The sequence below is a fragment of the Roseovarius tolerans genome (genome assembly GCF_900109855.1).
Classification (GTDB): Bacteria; Pseudomonadota; Alphaproteobacteria; order Rhodobacterales; family Rhodobacteraceae; genus Roseovarius; species Roseovarius tolerans.
Window position 1 is genome coordinate 201,538 of sequence record NZ_FOBO01000004.1, and the last position, 14,771, is coordinate 216,308.

Below are 14,771 nucleotides of genomic sequence, written 5' to 3' on the forward strand. Positions count from 1 at the left end.
TGCCTGTTGTCGGCGCATGTCCGGGTGCGGCTCAGAGAGAGTTCCCGAATGAACGACAGACAAGGGCTTGATGCGGCCGATATTCGCATTCTCAGCGCGGTTCAGAAACATGGGCAGATCAGCAAGACCAAGCTGGCCGAGATCGTGAACCTGTCGCCGACGCCGTGCTGGGCACGGCTGACGCGGCTGCGCGCGGCTGGGTATATTCGCGGCTATCACGCCGATATCGCGCTTGAGCGGATCACCGATGTCACGCAGGTGATCGTCACCGTGTCGCTGACCCATCACCGGCGCGCGGATTTCGAACGCTTCGAGAACCATGTTCGCGGTGTCGACGAGATCACCGATTGCATCGCGACGGGCGGTGGGATGGATTACGTGATGAGCGTGTTCGTGCCCAGCCTCGCGCAGTTTCAGGCGCTGATGGATGACCTGTTGTCGGCGGAGTTGAGCATCGACCGCTACATCACCTATTTCGCGACGCGCCAGGTGAAGCGCAGCACGCCGAATCTGTCCAAGCTGGTCCACCGACCGGTGCGGTAGGCGCACGCGACCATTCGGTCTTTCGCATGGCTCGAAATCGGGACGAGAGGTCTCGTTTCGGGCCGTTTTTCGGAACACATGACGTCGCGACAAGCGTTAGACACGGCCCATCGACACACAGGTTTCAGCGGGTGCTGGGACCGGCGCATGGGAGGAATGACATGACGCAACCGCATGATTTCGGCTTTGGCACGCAGATCCGCAAGTCGCCTTATTTCGACGCCACCGTGCGTTGGGGTGCCAAGGGATTTTCGGTTTATAATCATATGTATATCCCGCGTGATTTCGGTGATCCGGAGCAGAATTTCTGGAACCTCGTGAACGACGCGATCCTGTGCGATGTGGGCGTCGAGCGGCAGGTGGAGATCACCGGACCGGACGCCGCCAAGTTCACCCAGATGCTGACGCCGCGCGACCTGTCGAACATGGCGGTGGGGCAGTGCAAATACGTGCTGATCACCAATGGCGAGGGCGGTATCCTCAATGATCCGATCTGCCTGCGGCTGGGCGAGAACCATTTCTGGCTGTCGCTGGCCGATAGCGATATCCTGCTCTGGGCGCAGGGCGTGGCGGTGCATTCGGGCCTTGATGTGACGATCTCCGAGCCGGATGTTTCGCCGCTGCAATTGCAGGGGCCGAAGTCGGGCGAGATCATGCGCGCGCTCTTTGGCGACGAGATCATGGACCTGCGCTATTACTGGCTGCGCGAGGTCGATCTGGACGGTATTCCGCTGATCGTGTCGCGGACCGGCTGGTCGAGCGAGCTGGGCTATGAGCTCTATCTGCGCGACGGCAGCCGGGGCGATGCGCTGTGGGAGCGGATCATGACCGCGGGCCTGCCCTTTGGCCTCAAACCGGGCCACACCTCGACCATTCGCCGGATCGAGGGCGGGATGCTGAGCTATCACGCCGATGCCGATATCACCACCAACCCGTTCGAGCTGGGCATGGACCGTCTGGTCAATGTCGACATGGAGGCGGAGTTCATCGGCAAGTTCGCGTTGCAGCGCATCCGCGACAACGGTGTGGCCCGCAAGCAGGTCGGTCTGATCATTGATGGCGAACCGATGGCCGGCCCCAACACCGCGTTCTGGACGATCAACCACGAGGGCGAAACCGTGGGCAAGGTGACCTCGGCAGTCTACTCGCCGCGCCTGAAAAAGAACATCGCGCTGGCGATGGTGGCGGTTGAGGCGGCTGAGCTGGGAACCGAGCTGGACATCATGACGTATAGTGGTGAAACCACCGCCACCGTTGTGGAAAAGCCGTTCTTCGACCCGCGCAAGCAGCTGGCCGCCACCGGCGCGACCAAACCTGCCCAAGCCACCGCGTAAAGGGACCGTCACATGTCGGACCTTGCCATCGAGCTGCATTGGCAGCGCGCCGAGCCTGTCTTGCAGACCGGCCGCTATTCGAACGCGCATACCGTGCAATACAACCGCGCGTATGACATGCAGGTGGACGCCGCCCCCGACTGGGGCGGCGATCCGGAACATACCAACCCCGAACAGGCGCTCGCCTCGGCGCTGTCGAGTTGCCACATGATGACGTTCCTGGCGCTGTCGGCCAAGGCGGGCGGGCCGGTGGCGAGCTATCACGACTACGCGGTCGCCCATCTGGGCAAGAACGCACGCGGGCAGATGTCGGTCACGCGGATCGACCTCAATCCGGTGGTGCGGTTCGATACCGGTTTCGTGGTCGATGCCGAGACGCTGGCCGAGATGCAGGACCGGGCGCATCGCTATTGCTTTATCGCCAACACGCTCGCTGAGAGCGTGGAGATCAACATTCTCTGACCCTTCCGAAGGAGGTGATCCGTGCAAGACAGTGGTGACATTCTGCTGTGGGAATTGGGCAATGACGGCGTTCTGCGCCTGACCCTGAATGACGTGGCGCGGCGCAATGCGCTGTCGGAGGCGATGCTGGCCGAATTGGGCCGGACATTTGCCCAAGCCGGTGAGGATGCGGCGGTGCGGGTGATCGTGCTGGCCGCAAACGGCCCGGCGTTTTGCGCGGGCCATGACCTCAAGGAGATGACCGCCGGGCGCGATGTGCCGGACCGGGGGCGGGCCTATTTCGCGCGGGTCATGGCGCAATGCTCGGGCGTGATGCAGGCCGTCGTGAATTGCCCCAAGCCGGTGATCGCCGAGGTGACGGGCGTGGCCACGGCGGCGGGCTGTCAGCTGGTGGCAAGCTGTGATCTGGCAGTGGCGGCCGAGAGCGCGCGCTTCAGCACGCCGGGGGTGCATATCGGGCTCTTTTGCTCGACCCCGATGGTGGCGCTGTCGCGCAACGTGGCGGACAAGCACGCGATGGAAATGCTGCTGACCGGGGACATGACCCCGGCGGCGCGCGCCGCCGAGATCGGGCTGGTCAACCGGGCGGTGGCGGATGACGCGCTGAGCGAGGTCACGATGGAAATGGCGCGCAAGGTCGCCTCGAAATCGAGCATGACGCTGGCCACCGGCAAGCGCGCCTATTACGCGCAGCGCGAGATGCCGCTGGCGGCGGCCTATGATTATGCCTCGACCGTGATGGTCGAGAACATGCTGGCGCATGATGCCGAAGAGGGCATCGGTGCCTTTATCGAGAAACGCGTGCCCGCGTGGCAGGACAAGTGAGCATGACGGTGCAGAACCCCTATAACAGCGGCCTTGATCGCAACCCGGCGAATTATCAGCCGCTCACGCCGCTGAGCTTCTTGGAGCGCGCGGCGAGCGTTTATCCCGAGCACACGGCCATTGTGCACGGCCCCCTGCGGCGCAGCTATGCGGAGTTTTACGCGCGGTCGCGGCAACTGGCCTCGGCCTTGTCGCGCACCGGCATCGGGCGGGGTGATACCGTCTCGGCGCTGCTGGCGAATACGCCCGCGATGCTGGAATGCCATTACGGCGTGCCGATGTGTGGCGCGGTGCTGCATTCGATCAACACCCGTCTCGATGCCGCGATCATCGCCTTTCAGCTGGATCACGCGATGGCGCGGGTGGTGATCGTGGACCGCGAATTCATGGGGCTGATGCAGGAGGCGCTGGCGTTGGCGCAGGTCGACCCGCTGGTCATTCAGTATGACGATGCGGAGTTCACCGGGGTGGGTGGCTGTGACGATGTTCTGGATTACGAGTGGTTCGTCTCGGAGGGCGACCCCGATTTTGCGTGGCTCATGCCAGAGGACGAGTGGGACGCGATTTCGATCAACTACACCTCGGGCACGACGGGCGATCCCAAGGGCGTGGTGTCGCATCATCGCGGCGCGTATCTCTTGGCGCAGGGCAATGCGTTGACCACCTCGATGGCGAAACACAGCGTCTATCTGTGGACGCTGCCGATGTTTCACTGCAACGGCTGGTGTTTTCCCTGGACGTTGTCGGCGATCATCGGCACGCATGTCTGCCTGCGGCAGGTGCGCGCCGAGCCGATCTGGGCGGCGCTGGCCGAGGAGGGGGTGACCCATCTGTGCGGCGCGCCCATCGTGATGTCGCTGCTGATTTCGGCCCCCGAGTCTGAGAAGCGGGCGCTGGAGCGGGAGGTGCAGTTCTTTACTGCCGCCGCGCCGCCGCCCGAAAAGCTGCTGGCGGACATGCAGGCGGCGGGCTTTGGCGTGACGCATCTCTACGGGCTGACCGAGACCTATGGCCCGGCGGTGGTCAATGAATGGCACGGCGCGTGGTCCGATCTGCCGTCGCCCGAACAGGCGCGGCTGAAATCCCGGCAGGGGGTGCGCTATCTGCCGCTGGAGGGGTTGCAGGTGATGGACCCCGAGACCATGGCCCCGGTGCCGCGCGATGGCGAGACCATGGGCGAGGTGATGTTTCGCGGCAACGTGGTGATGAAGGGCTATTTCCGCAATCCGCAGGCGACGCAAAAGGCGTTTGCCGGGGGCTGGTTTCATTCCGGCGATCTGGGGGTGGTGCATGCGGATGGCTATATCCAGCTCAAGGATCGGTCCAAGGATGTGATCATCTCGGGTGGTGAGAATATCTCGTCGATCGAGGTAGAGGAGGCGCTTTACCGGCATCCCGCCGTGGCCGTTGCCGCCGTGGTCGCCATGCCGCACGAGAAATGGGGCGAGACGCCTTGTGCCTTTGTCGAACTGGCCGAGGGGCAGGCGGTGGAGGCCGAGGCGCTGCGCGCGTGGTGCCGCGATCACCTGGCCCCTTACAAGGTGCCGGGGAAGGTGGTGTTCACGGATATCCCGCGCACCTCGACCGGCAAGATCCAGAAATTCGTGCTACGGGATCAGGCCCGCGATCTGGCGCTGCACCCGGTGGCGTGATGCGCCGGGGGATCAGGCCGCCGCGTAGCTGGTGAACACCTCGGCGCGACCGTCGTGGTGGATCAGGAACACGTCATAGGCCTCGCGCCGGTCCTCGGGGCCCATGCCGGGAGAGCCATAGGGCATGTCCGGCACGGCGAGGCCCACGGCCTGTGGCCGCTTGGCCAGAAGGCGGCGGATATCGGCGGGGGGCACGTGGCCCTCGATCACATAGCCGTCGATGTCGCCGGTGTGGCAGGACATCATGGCCTGCGGAATTCCGGCCGCCATCTTGTGCCGGATCAGGGCGGTTCCGAGGCTGTTTTCGGTCGTCACCTCAAAGCCGTCGCTGCGCAGGATGCGCACCCATGCCTCGCAGCAGCCGCAATTCGGGTCCTTGAGGACGTGGAGGGTGGGCATCGCCCCGGCCCGCGCGAGGTGAGGGGCGGCAACCGACAGGCTTGCGGCCCCGAGGATCAGGCTGCGGCGGGTGAGGCGGGACATGGCGACCTCCTGTGCTGGTGGTGCGAGTATCGTGGCAAGCGGCGCGGCATGCAATGGCGGGTGGGGTCGGCTGCGGGGGATTGTGCCTTGACCTCGGGGCCTCCGCCTTTACGTTCAACGCAGATCATCCGCACCCTTCGATCATGCGAGGGCTGCGCGGCGACGGGATCTGCTGACCGCAGTCCGTCGAAACAAAAAAATAAAGGTATCGTTACATGTTGCGACAGTTGGCGAGCGTACTCGTATCCCTCTTTCTTGTGTTTGGCGCAGCCCATGCGCAGGACGGCAGCGGGGCGTCCTCCGAGACCAACGGACAGAGGACGAGCGTCGATCTGTTGCTCGATGTCATCGAGGATGACGCGGCGCGTGCCGAGTTGATAGAGCGGCTGCGCGGCGCGGATGCGGTGCCGCCCGACGCGCCCGGTGATGTGATTGTGGAGACGCTTTCGGACGGGACCGTCCCGCCGGAGGACGCGTCCTTTGGGCGGCGGATCGCGCTGGTCACGCAGCAGGCGGCCGAGGATGTCGTGGGCTGGGGCATGCGGTTCTGGCGGCAATTGACCCGCGCACCCGAGGTGTTCGGCGGGCTGAGCGGCGGCGAGGCCGGTGTTCTGGTCGAGGCGCTGAAGGATCTGGCGCTGGTGATCGCGAGCACGGTCGTGGTGTTCTTCGCGCTGCGATGGCTGGGGAAATCGCTATATGCCGACATGAGCGCGTCGGCGCGCGATGGGGGGGTGGCGCGCACGGCGATGCTCTTTACCGCCTCTGCGGTGATCGACGCGGTGATCGTCATCCTCGCTTGGGGTGCGGGCTATGCGCTGGCGATTCTGGCGCTGGGCGAGTTTGGGCAGATCGGGATCCGGCAGACGCTCTATCTCAATGCCTTCCTGCTGGTGGAGATGGCCAAGGTGGCGGTGCGGCTGGTGTTGTCGCCCTCGGCGACCTCGCTGCGGCCCTTGCCGATTGGCGACCGGGCGGCGTCTTACCTGTCGTCGCGGATCAACCTGATCGTCGGGGTGGTGGGCTATGGCCAGTTGCTGGTGGTGCCGATCATCAACAGCAATGTCTCGTTCGCGGCGGGGCGCGCGGTGTCGGCGCTGATCGCGGTCGCTGTGCTGGGCTTTGCGATCTGGCTGGTGCTGCGCAATCGCCGGTCGGTCACATACTGGTTGCTGGGTGAAGACGCGGGCCCCCGGTCTGCGGCACCCGAGGGGACGGCTGATCCTGCACCCGTGCGGGGCCGCCGGGCGCGGGGCGCGCTGGCTTATCTGGCGCGGCACTGGCACTGGCCGGCGCTGGCCTATCTGCTGGCGCTGTTCGTCATCGTGATGCTGCGGCCGGGCGATGCGGTGTTTCAGACGTTCCTCGCCTCGGGGCAGGTTCTGGTGGTCGGGCTGCTTGGCTTTGCCGCCTCGGGCTTTATCAGCCGGACGATGGTGAGCGGCGTGAGCCTGCCTGCGCGTCTCTCGGACCGGGTGCCGCTGTTGCAGGGGCGGCTCAATGCGTTCGTGCCCCGGATGCTGTTCGTGTTGCGCCTGGTGATTTTTGCGGGTGTCGTGCTGCTGGCGCTCAATGCAATCGGTTTGATCGACCTGCGCGGCTGGTTGGTCAGCCAGTTCGGGTTGCGCTTCACGGGCATGATCCTCTCGGTGTCACTGGTGCTCCTGGTGTCGTTCGGGCTGTGGCTGGCGCTGACGTCGTGGGTGGATTACCGGCTCAACCCCGAGTTCGGCAGCGTGGCGACGGCGCGGGAACGCACGCTTCTGACACTTCTGCGTAATGCCGCGACGATTGCGCTGGTGATCATCACGCTGATGTTCGTGCTGGCCGAGATCGGGCTTGATATCGCGCCGCTGCTGGCCTCGGCCGGTGTTCTGGGCCTTGCCATCGGTTTCGGTGCGCAGAAGATGGTGCAGGACATCATCACCGGCATTTTCATCCAGTTCGAGAATGCGATGAATGTGGGTGACGTGGTGACTGTCGGTGGCGTCACCGGGACGGTGGAGCGGCTGACGATCCGCTCGGCCAGCCTGCGCGATCTGCACGGGGTGTTCCACATCATCCCGTTCTCGTCCGTCGACATGGTGTCGAATTACGTCAAGGATTACGGCTATTTCGTCTGCGACATGGGCGTCGCTTACCGCGAGGACGTGGAGGAGGCGAAACAGGCGATGCTCGACGCCTTTGCCGAGTTGAAAGGCGATCCCGATCAGGCCGACGGCATTCTCGACGAGTTGGAATGGTTCGGCGTCAACAGCTTTGGCGACAGCGCGGTGATGTTGCGCGCCCGGATCAAATGCGTGCCGGGGCGGCAATGGGGCATCGGGCGGGCCTATAACGGTGTGCTCAAGACGGTGTTCGACGCGCGCAATATCGAAATCCCGTTCCCGCATCAGACGGTCTATTTCGGCGAAACGAAAGACGGCCAGACCCAGAGCGTCAAGGTGGACATGGAGACGCCGACAGCCCCGGCCTGACGGGCCGGGGGCGGTCGTCAAGGCCGGGCAGGGGTCAGGAAATCGTCGAGCACGGCATGAAACAGCGCTGGTTTTTCGAGGTGCACGGCGTGGGCCGTGCCGGGGATCACGGCTAGGGCGGCATCCGGCAGTCCTTGCCAGAGCAGTTCCACCTGCGGCCAGCGATAGGATTTGTCGCCGTCGCCCCAGAGCACCAGCGTCGGCATGGTCAGCCGGACAAGCGCGCCGCGCCCGTCCCAATGGCTCATGGCGTCGAGCCCGGCGATAGCGGCGGCTTCGCTCGCCTGTGCGCCGAGTTGCGCGACGATGCCAAAGCCCTGTGCCGCCGTGCCCTCGCGGAACCATGTCGCGCCGATGCGGCGGATGGTTTGCGCCACCCCATCGCAGCGGACCCGGTCGCGCGAGGTGTCGAGCGGCTCGAACCGGTCGGGCATGAGGCCGAGCGGTCCGGTGCCGTAGAGGATAAGCTGGGTGATGCGGTCGGGGTGGGTCGCGGCCATGTCCTGCACGATCATGCCGCCCATCGAGTGACCCAGAAGGGTGATGCGGCCCAGCCCCAACTCGTCCAGCAGATCGACCACCGCCGCGCCAAAGCGCGCGATCCGGTCGGCGGGCGGCAGGTCGGCGGAGCCAGCATAGCCCGGCAGGTCGGGGGCGATCACGTCGAAGCGGTCGGCGAAGCGGTCGATCTCCGCCTGCCATTGCGCCGCCCCGCCGAGATAACCATGCACAAGCACCAGCGGCGTGCCCGCCCCCTTGCGCCGGTAGCTGAGACCGCTGCGCGCGGTCAGCGCATCTGTTCGGGCAGCCACAGGGCAGTCTCCGGGAAGAGGATCAGGATGACGATCAGCAGCACCAGCGCGCCGATGAAGGGCAGGCAGCCCATGATTACGTCGCCGATGGTCACCTGCCCGCGCCCGATGCCCTGAATGACATAAAGGTTGAGGCCCACGGGCGGTGTCAGCACTGCGATTTCCATGGTGATCGTGTAGACCACGCCGAACCATATGAGATCGAACCCCGCGGCTGACATCAGCGGAAAGATCGTGGGCAGCGTGATGAAGGTCATCGAGACCGGCTCGAGGAACATACCGAGCGCGATGTAGAAGATGAGCACGATGGTCAGTACCACGTAGGGTGAGAGATCGAAGCTGAGGAACAGCTGCGTGAATTCATGCGGCACGCGGTAGTAGGTGAGGACAAATCCGAAGAGCACCCCCGCCGAGAGCAGCAGGCCGAGATAGCCCATGGTGCGCATGGTGGCGAAAAGCGCGTCGGTGAAGCCCTGCCATTTGAGCCCGCCCACGCCAAAGGCGAGGATCACGGTGAGCAGGGCCGCGACCGCTGCCGCCTCGGTCGGGGTGGCGATCCCCGCGTAAATGGCGACGGTGATCACGAGGCCGATGAGGCCGATGGGGGCCACGGTGGCGGCGATCTGGACGATCCCCATTTTCACCGACGCCTCGCTGTCGGGGATGTCGCCGGGCTTCAGGATGCCCCAGACCAGCACGACGATGGCGAAGGAGGTGACAAGGATCAGGCCGGGAATGACCCCCGCGATGAAAAGATCGCCGATGCTCTGATCGGTGACGATGCCGTAAAACAAAAGGATCAGCGAGGGTGGCAAGAGCACGCTGAGCGTGCCGCCTGCGGCCAGCACCCCCGAGGACAGCCGTTTGCCATAGCCGAGGCGCAGCATTTCCGGCAGGGCGACGCCGCCGATGGTGAGCGCGCCCACCATGGACGAGCCGCAGACAGCGCCAAACCCCGCGCAGGCCCCGATCGAGCCATAGGCCGCCGAGCCGCGCACGCGCACACCCTGATGCAGGAACTGGTAGAGATTGGGGCCGATATTGGATTTGCCGATGAGCTCGCCCAAGAAGACGAAAAGCGGCACCGCCAGCAGGATATAGTCGATCCAGACACCCCAGAGTTTGAGTTCCGCTGAGACGATGGAGGTGTCGAAGGACTGGATTTGCCACAGGAAGGGCAGGGAGGCCGCCGCCAGCGCGAAGGGGATCGGCAGGCCGATGGCGATGAGGAACATCAAAAGGCCGAGGAGGCCGAGGCCGACTTCATACCATTCCATCGCTCAGACCTCCTGTGCCGGGGTGCGGATGAGTTTCACCAGCCGCAGGGTTGCGTAGATCGAGAACAGCACCAGCGCCAATGCCCCCGGTGCCCAGAACGCATAGCGCGGCCAGAGCAGGATTTCCGAGGAGGCGCCCGAGTTGAACGAGCGGATCGTGGCGCTGACACCCGCGAGCGAAAAGAAGAGCCCCACGCCCAGCATGACGCACAGGTTGACCAGTGCCGCGATCTTGCGCCCCATCGGGGGCAGCGTGTCGGTCAGCATGGTCACCTTGGGATAGGCGTCTTCCTTCATCGCGTAGGCAAGGCCCGCGAAGGCCACCGGAAAGAGCAAGAGCGCGGTCGCCTCGGTTACCATGCGGTCGGGGGCGTTGAGCGCGTAGCGGGTGAAGACGCCGTAGGTGATCCACACCATCTGCACGAGGACCACGATGGCCCCGGCCGCGGCGAGCCAGACCACGGCGCGTTCCACATGGCTGATCAATCGGTCGAGACCGGGTTGCATGGCAAGCCTCCCTTTGCCGGAGATGCGGAGGGTGCCGCCGCGCGGGCAGCGGCACCTTTTGGGTCAGGGCGCGTGCTGTGCGAAGAGATCGCGGATCTGACCGGCCAGTTCTGGCCCGCAGGCCTCGTCCACGGTCTCGTTCCAGGTGCCCTGCACGCTGTTGATGAGTTCCATGCGCTTGTCCTGAGAGATCGAGACGGCCGCGCCGCCGCCCTTCATCACCGCCGTGCCGACGCGCTGATCGACCCAATCCTCGTAGCGGGGTTTCAGCCATTCCTCGGTCTCGTGCGCGGCCGCCATCACGGCGGCCTGTTCATCTGCCGTCATGCTGTCGAACTTTTCCTTGTTCATCATGTAGTTGATGTTGCCGTAAAAGAGGTTGGCGTTGACCATGTAGGGCATCACGTCCCACAGCTTCCAGCTGGAATAGGTGGCGACCCCCATGTTGATGCCGTCCACCACGCCGCGCTCTGCGGATTGGAACACTTCCTTGGGGGCGACAAATACTGGCGCGCCGCCCCATGTCTCGATCATCAGGCTCACGAGCGGCCCGATGGAGCGGACCTGCTTGCCGTCGAGATTGCCCAGATCGTCGATGCCGCCCTCGAACCACCATTCCTGATCGTAGGAATAGTTGGAGTTGAAGACCGGCACGAGGTTGATTGCGGCGGCCTCGTCGCGCACCAGATCGGCATAGGAGGCGTCCATCTCGATCTGGCCCTCGAGGTCGATGGCGACGGGGTAGAGCGAGGTCACGCGGTAGCAGGGCAGGCGCTCGTCGGCGGGCATCCAGCTCATGTCCGAGACGCCACCCTGCACCGCATCGACGCCTTCGGACCAGCCATGCAGCGTGGCAGAGGGGAAGATCTGCACCTCGACGCTGCCGCCGGTCTTCTCCTCGACCAGCTTGGCGAAATGCACGAAGCCGTCATAGCGGATGTCGGCCTCGTTGACATAGGTCGAGAGGCGGATGGTGGTCTCGGCCACGGCGGGGGCGGCAATGGTGGTGCCGAGGGCCGTGGCGGCGATCAGTCCTTTGAGGGGAAATGTCATGGTTCTCTCCGTGTTGGGGTGGGCGAGACCGTTCGTGCGGCCTTCATCATTGAGTATGGTCAGAGGCGGGGTGCCTGCGTTGGAAACGACCAATGGAAAAAGGCTAGGCCGATGATGCGCGAGTCGGCCAATTCAAACATTTCATCAAACTATTCCGATCTTGCATGACGAGGGCTGCTGGCGCAATCTGATCTCATCGGGGGGCTGTCATGGACATCAACTGGCTGCGCGATTTCGTCTGTCTCGGGCGGACGCTGAATTTCACCCGCGCGGCGGAGGAGCGCAACATCACCCAATCGGCGTTCAGCCGTCGCATCCGCTCGCTGGAAAACTGGATCGGCGTGCCGCTCATTGATCGGGCCAATTACCCGGTGCAGCTGTCGGAGGCGGGGCGGCAATTCCTGCCGGTGGCGCAGCAGACGGTGGCGGATCTGACCGACACGCGGCAGGCGATCCGCGAACGCGCGCGCGGCAATGCGAGCTTTCAGAGGTTCGCGGCGCTGCACGCGATCTCGGTCAATTTCCTGCAGCCGCGCATGGCGGAACTGGAGCGGCATTACCCGGATATGCGCACGCGGGTGATTTCCGACAGCCTGACCGCCTGTTGCCAGTTGCTGAGCGAGGGGGGCTGCGAGTTCCTGCTCTATTACCGGCATCAGGACGTGGCCCCGATCCTCGACGAGACCCGGTTCAAGCGCAAGGATATCTGCGAGGAGCGGCTGATTCCGGTGGCGCAGCACGAGGCGGCGGCGCGGCATGGCTGGACGCTGCCCGCGCGCGCCGGGCGCGAGGTGCCCTATCTGAGCTATGATCCCAACACGTTTCTTGGCACCGTCGTCGATCAGACCATCGGCAACCGCCGCCCCGCGCTCGACCTGCGCTACATGGATGCGCTGGCCGAGGCGCTGAAGCGGCGCACGCTGGCGGGGGCGGGGATGGCCTGGCTGCCGGAATTCTCGATCCGGCAGGAGCTGGAGAACGGCACGCTGGTGCGGCTTGGCGGGCGCGACTGGACGGCGACGATGACCATTTCGCTGTTTTGCTCGCCCGAGCGGCTCGACACGCTGGGTCAGACGATCTGGGCGCAGTTCTGACGGGTCGGGGGTGCGTTTCGCACGCAAAAAAGGCCCTGTGAGGGGCCTTGTTTCATTGGTCGGAGTGAGAGGATTCGAACCTCCGGCCCCTGCCTCCCGAAGACCGAAGCTGCTAGCCAAAATATTGATTTTCCGTCAAAGAGCACTGTTTTACGGGCCGAATTTTCAGCCAAACCAATCAAGTTCAGGTTCGACAGGTTTATCGAACCAAAGAGCACTGTCTACCGACCTGAGCTGTGGCGCGAATTGGATGTAACTTGCACTCAAAGCTCTATGGATGGAGGTATTTGACAGAGCTCCTGAAATGTTGGCAGGACATATGCTGTGCGGCGCGAAGCAACTTTTCGACTGTGTCACGAGGTGAGAGTTATACAAGCCTCTCGCTTGATGGAGTGCGAGCAGAGCTGTTCGGGAAAGGTCTCAGCCACCAGCCCGGAGGTCATCAGCGTGACTAGAATCTCGTGGCGTTCGAGAATCGAGACCAGCCACGGGATGCCGTGGCTGGCGTTGTAGCGCCCGTAGCTGTCGGCATTGGGGTCAAAGAGACCGTCGCCGAGTATGTTGCCCATCGGGCTAGCCCCAGATGTTACTCATTGCTTAATGTGATGACGCCGTCGCGCCTATTCAGTTTGCACTACCAAGATGTGCGCTGCTTCATCGCCAAGGACCCGGATTTCACGACTGGGATTCTCGTAATCGGTATCGTCCAAAAGCATAACGCCTCCGGCACTCAAACGCTCCGTATCACCTGTGCTTGAACTCAGTTCCACTTCGCCCGAAAGCAAAACACAAAGCTGGCTGCGACTTGAAAAGTCCTTGCTGCTTGCAAAGCCAGGCGGCAACTCGGTGAAGAAATAGCGCTTGCATGGCCTAGCCGCGGACATCATCTGGGAGCTCACAACAAAACCGCTTAGCCCCGACTGAAAGTCCACCATTTGATGGCCGAACTGTGTGCCGCCTTTGCCGTCATTCGAAAAGGTCATAATCCGCATGGTAATTTCGATCTCCTACTCTGAATGCTGGCACATTCGACAGAGCGTGCCCATACGTATCAATTGCACGAAGGCTACAAACTTTCTTCGGATTTGAAAACGCGTTTTGAGCGACGGCGAAGGGTTCCATGACCTTCAGGTGCTGATTTTCTTGCCTGCGTGGGCTGGCCGGGACAGTATTCTGTTCAGAAAAAGGATCAGGGGGACGGCATGGATCGGTGGCTTGCAGGGGTATTGACGTGCATTGGTGCTATCTTGCTGGGGGCGGCGAGTGTCATGGCGTGCACATTACCGGACATGCGGACCGACGTCGCCCCTATGCCGGAACATGGCGGCCCGGTTCAGGTAGACGCTTCCTTTACGGTGCTCGACATGCTGGGCGTCGATGATGTGAGCCAGCAAATCAATGTCGATATCGGCGCGATGCTGGTCTGGCGGGATCCACGATTGCAATCGCTTGAAGGCTGCCGATTTGCCCGATCACAGGTTTGGACGCCCGACATCATCTTGCGGAATTCGTCCAACCTGCGCACCACGCTCAATAACGCGCGCGATCAGGTGGTGATCGGTGCCGAGGGTCGCGTGACCTACCGGCAGCGGTTCTTCGGCGAGATTTCGACCTATCACAACCTGCGCAGTTTCCCATTTGACGCACATGACTTCACCATCACCTTCATGTCGGTCGAAACCGGCGTCGAGACGCTGAAATTCGTGCCGGATCAGGCGAATACATGGCTGTCCGACAGGTTCAATATTTCGGGTTGGCACGTCACCGGTCTGACGCTTGCGGAAGAGAGCGCGAAACTGCGCGAGACCGGGCGCAGTCTGAGCATGCTGCACCTGACCATCGCGGCGGAACGCGAGGTCAACTACTACCTTTTCCGGATCATGCTGCCGCTCTTCTTCGTGGTTGCGATGTCCTGGGTGATCTTCTGGGTGCCGCCAAGCAGGTTCGAGTTTCAGATCGGTCTCGGGGCAACGTCAATGCTGACGGTGATCGCCTTCAATCTCGCGGTCGCCGGGGCCCTGCCCCCGCTAGGCTATCTGACGGTTCTGGACCAGATCCTGATATGGTCCATCGCGATGGTGTTTCTCGCCATCGCCGAGGCGCTGGTGACCGGGCTTCATGTCGTGAACGGCAAGGAAGCACGTGCGCTTCAACTTGATCGCGTGGCGCGTGTGGTCTTTCCCATTCTGCTCATTGGCGGATGGGCCGCACTAGCGTTGCGGGGTATGCGCTGAGCCGCGTAGCTTTGGGCG

The 14,771-nt window shown here is 63.4% G+C and carries 15 protein-coding genes; 8 read left to right on the plus strand and 7 right to left on the minus strand.

All coding sequences use genetic code 11. The annotated features are described in order from the left end of the window. Window positions 1-48: 48 nt before the first annotated feature. The 5 genes from BMX04_RS05650 to BMX04_RS05670 all read left to right on the plus strand — a co-directional run bounded on the left by BMX04_RS05650 (window position 49) and on the right by BMX04_RS05670 (window position 4,816). Entirely contained in the window at window positions 49-543 is a 495-nt protein-coding gene (locus BMX04_RS05650) for an Lrp/AsnC family transcriptional regulator (RefSeq protein WP_074785370.1), read from the plus strand. A 161-nt stretch (window positions 544-704) separates the two neighbouring features. Next, window positions 705-1,877: a glycine cleavage T C-terminal barrel domain-containing protein gene (locus BMX04_RS05655; protein ID WP_074785371.1), complete on the plus strand. Its 1,173-nt coding sequence runs from the start codon at window positions 705-707 to the stop codon at window positions 1,875-1,877. Between the two features lie 12 nt (window positions 1,878-1,889). After that, a complete protein-coding gene (locus BMX04_RS05660) occupies window positions 1,890-2,339 on the plus strand; it encodes an OsmC family protein (RefSeq protein WP_074785372.1) in 450 nt (149 codons plus the stop codon). Window positions 2,340-2,360: 21 nt separating this feature from the next. Continuing rightward, window positions 2,361-3,164, plus strand: coding sequence for an enoyl-CoA hydratase (locus tag BMX04_RS05665; protein ID WP_074785373.1), 804 nt, complete (start codon window positions 2,361-2,363; stop codon window positions 3,162-3,164). Window positions 3,165-3,166: 2 nt separating this feature from the next. After that, a complete protein-coding gene (locus BMX04_RS05670) occupies window positions 3,167-4,816 on the plus strand; it encodes an acyl-CoA synthetase (RefSeq protein ID WP_074785374.1) in 1,650 nt (549 codons plus the stop codon). A gap of 12 nt (window positions 4,817-4,828) precedes the next feature. Here BMX04_RS05670 and BMX04_RS05675 read toward each other — a convergent pair whose 3' ends face one another. Then, a complete protein-coding gene (locus BMX04_RS05675) occupies window positions 4,829-5,299 on the minus strand; it encodes a DUF411 domain-containing protein (RefSeq protein ID WP_074785375.1) in 471 nt (156 codons plus the stop codon). 215 nt (window positions 5,300-5,514) lie between these two features. On the opposite strand from BMX04_RS05675, the gene BMX04_RS05680 reads away from it, so the two are divergent. Continuing rightward, the gene (locus BMX04_RS05680; protein ID WP_074785376.1) at window positions 5,515-7,776 is read left to right on the plus strand and encodes a mechanosensitive ion channel domain-containing protein; all 2,262 of its coding nucleotides are present in this window, start codon (window positions 5,515-5,517) and stop codon (window positions 7,774-7,776) included. Window positions 7,777-7,793: 17 nt separating this feature from the next. On the opposite strand, the gene BMX04_RS05685 is transcribed toward BMX04_RS05680, so the two are convergent. The 4 genes from BMX04_RS05685 to BMX04_RS05700 all read right to left on the minus strand — a co-directional run bounded on the left by BMX04_RS05685 (window position 7,794) and on the right by BMX04_RS05700 (window position 11,425). Beyond that, window positions 7,794-8,588: an alpha/beta fold hydrolase gene (locus BMX04_RS05685; protein WP_083398090.1), complete on the minus strand. Its 795-nt coding sequence runs from the start codon at window positions 8,586-8,588 to the stop codon at window positions 7,794-7,796. Further along, window positions 8,564-9,865: a TRAP transporter large permease gene (locus BMX04_RS05690; protein ID WP_074785377.1), complete on the minus strand. Its 1,302-nt coding sequence runs from the start codon at window positions 9,863-9,865 to the stop codon at window positions 8,564-8,566. Before BMX04_RS05690 ends, BMX04_RS05685 begins: the two co-directional genes overlap by 25 nt. 3 nt (window positions 9,866-9,868) lie before the next feature. Then, window positions 9,869-10,372 (minus strand): TRAP transporter small permease, encoded by a 504-nt coding sequence (locus BMX04_RS05695; RefSeq protein ID WP_074785378.1) that lies wholly within the window; start codon window positions 10,370-10,372, stop codon window positions 9,869-9,871. A gap of 63 nt (window positions 10,373-10,435) precedes the next feature. Next, on the minus strand, window positions 10,436-11,425 hold the full coding sequence (locus tag BMX04_RS05700; RefSeq protein WP_074785379.1) for a type 2 periplasmic-binding domain-containing protein: 990 nt from the start codon (window positions 11,423-11,425) through the stop codon (window positions 10,436-10,438). A 209-nt stretch (window positions 11,426-11,634) separates the two neighbouring features. On the opposite strand from BMX04_RS05700, the gene BMX04_RS05705 reads away from it, so the two are divergent. After that, a complete protein-coding gene (locus BMX04_RS05705; protein ID WP_074785380.1) occupies window positions 11,635-12,519 on the plus strand; it encodes a LysR substrate-binding domain-containing protein in 885 nt (294 codons plus the stop codon). Between the two features lie 353 nt (window positions 12,520-12,872). Here the strand turns inward: BMX04_RS05705 and BMX04_RS05710 are convergent, their stop codons facing one another. Together BMX04_RS05710 and BMX04_RS05715 are read right to left on the minus strand one after the other, a co-directional pair. Next, the gene (locus BMX04_RS05710) at window positions 12,873-13,088 is read right to left on the minus strand and encodes a polysaccharide deacetylase family protein (protein ID WP_074785381.1); all 216 of its coding nucleotides are present in this window, start codon (window positions 13,086-13,088) and stop codon (window positions 12,873-12,875) included. Window positions 13,089-13,139: 51 nt separating this feature from the next. Beyond that, window positions 13,140-13,511, minus strand: a complete 372-nt coding sequence (locus BMX04_RS05715) for a cupin domain-containing protein (RefSeq protein WP_050663005.1) — start codon at window positions 13,509-13,511, stop codon at window positions 13,140-13,142. Window positions 13,512-13,808: 297 nt separating this feature from the next. Here BMX04_RS05715 and BMX04_RS05720 point away from each other — a divergent pair, with 297 nt between their 5' ends. After that, the gene (locus BMX04_RS05720) at window positions 13,809-14,753 is read left to right on the plus strand and encodes a ligand-gated ion channel (protein WP_175477327.1); all 945 of its coding nucleotides are present in this window, start codon (window positions 13,809-13,811) and stop codon (window positions 14,751-14,753) included. Window positions 14,754-14,771 lie beyond the last annotated feature (18 nt).

Excerpts from the sequence above, each read along its gene's own strand:
- BMX04_RS05695 (WP_074785378.1), bottom strand. The coding sequence starts at position 10,372 with ATGCAACCCGGTCTCGACCGATTGATCAGCCATGTGGAACGCGCCGTG.
- BMX04_RS05710 (WP_074785381.1), bottom strand. The coding sequence starts at position 13,088 with ATGGGCAACATACTCGGCGACGGTCTCTTTGACCCCAATGCCGACAGC.
- BMX04_RS05700 (WP_074785379.1), bottom strand. The coding sequence starts at position 11,425 with ATGACATTTCCCCTCAAAGGACTGATCGCCGCCACGGCCCTCGGCACC.
- BMX04_RS05675 (WP_074785375.1), bottom strand. The coding sequence starts at position 5,299 with ATGTCCCGCCTCACCCGCCGCAGCCTGATCCTCGGGGCCGCAAGCCTG.
- BMX04_RS05690 (WP_074785377.1), bottom strand. The coding sequence starts at position 9,865 with ATGGAATGGTATGAAGTCGGCCTCGGCCTCCTCGGCCTTTTGATGTTC.
- BMX04_RS05650 (WP_074785370.1), top strand. The coding sequence starts at position 49 with ATGAACGACAGACAAGGGCTTGATGCGGCCGATATTCGCATTCTCAGC.
- BMX04_RS05720 (WP_175477327.1), top strand. The coding sequence starts at position 13,809 with ATGCGGACCGACGTCGCCCCTATGCCGGAACATGGCGGCCCGGTTCAG.
- BMX04_RS05670 (WP_074785374.1), top strand. The coding sequence starts at position 3,167 with ATGACGGTGCAGAACCCCTATAACAGCGGCCTTGATCGCAACCCGGCG.
- BMX04_RS05705 (WP_074785380.1), top strand. The coding sequence starts at position 11,635 with ATGGACATCAACTGGCTGCGCGATTTCGTCTGTCTCGGGCGGACGCTG.
- BMX04_RS05715 (WP_050663005.1), bottom strand. The coding sequence starts at position 13,511 with ATGCGGATTATGACCTTTTCGAATGACGGCAAAGGCGGCACACAGTTC.
- BMX04_RS05660 (WP_074785372.1), top strand. The coding sequence starts at position 1,890 with ATGTCGGACCTTGCCATCGAGCTGCATTGGCAGCGCGCCGAGCCTGTC.
- BMX04_RS05680 (WP_074785376.1), top strand. The coding sequence starts at position 5,515 with ATGTTGCGACAGTTGGCGAGCGTACTCGTATCCCTCTTTCTTGTGTTT.
- BMX04_RS05655 (WP_074785371.1), top strand. The coding sequence starts at position 705 with ATGACGCAACCGCATGATTTCGGCTTTGGCACGCAGATCCGCAAGTCG.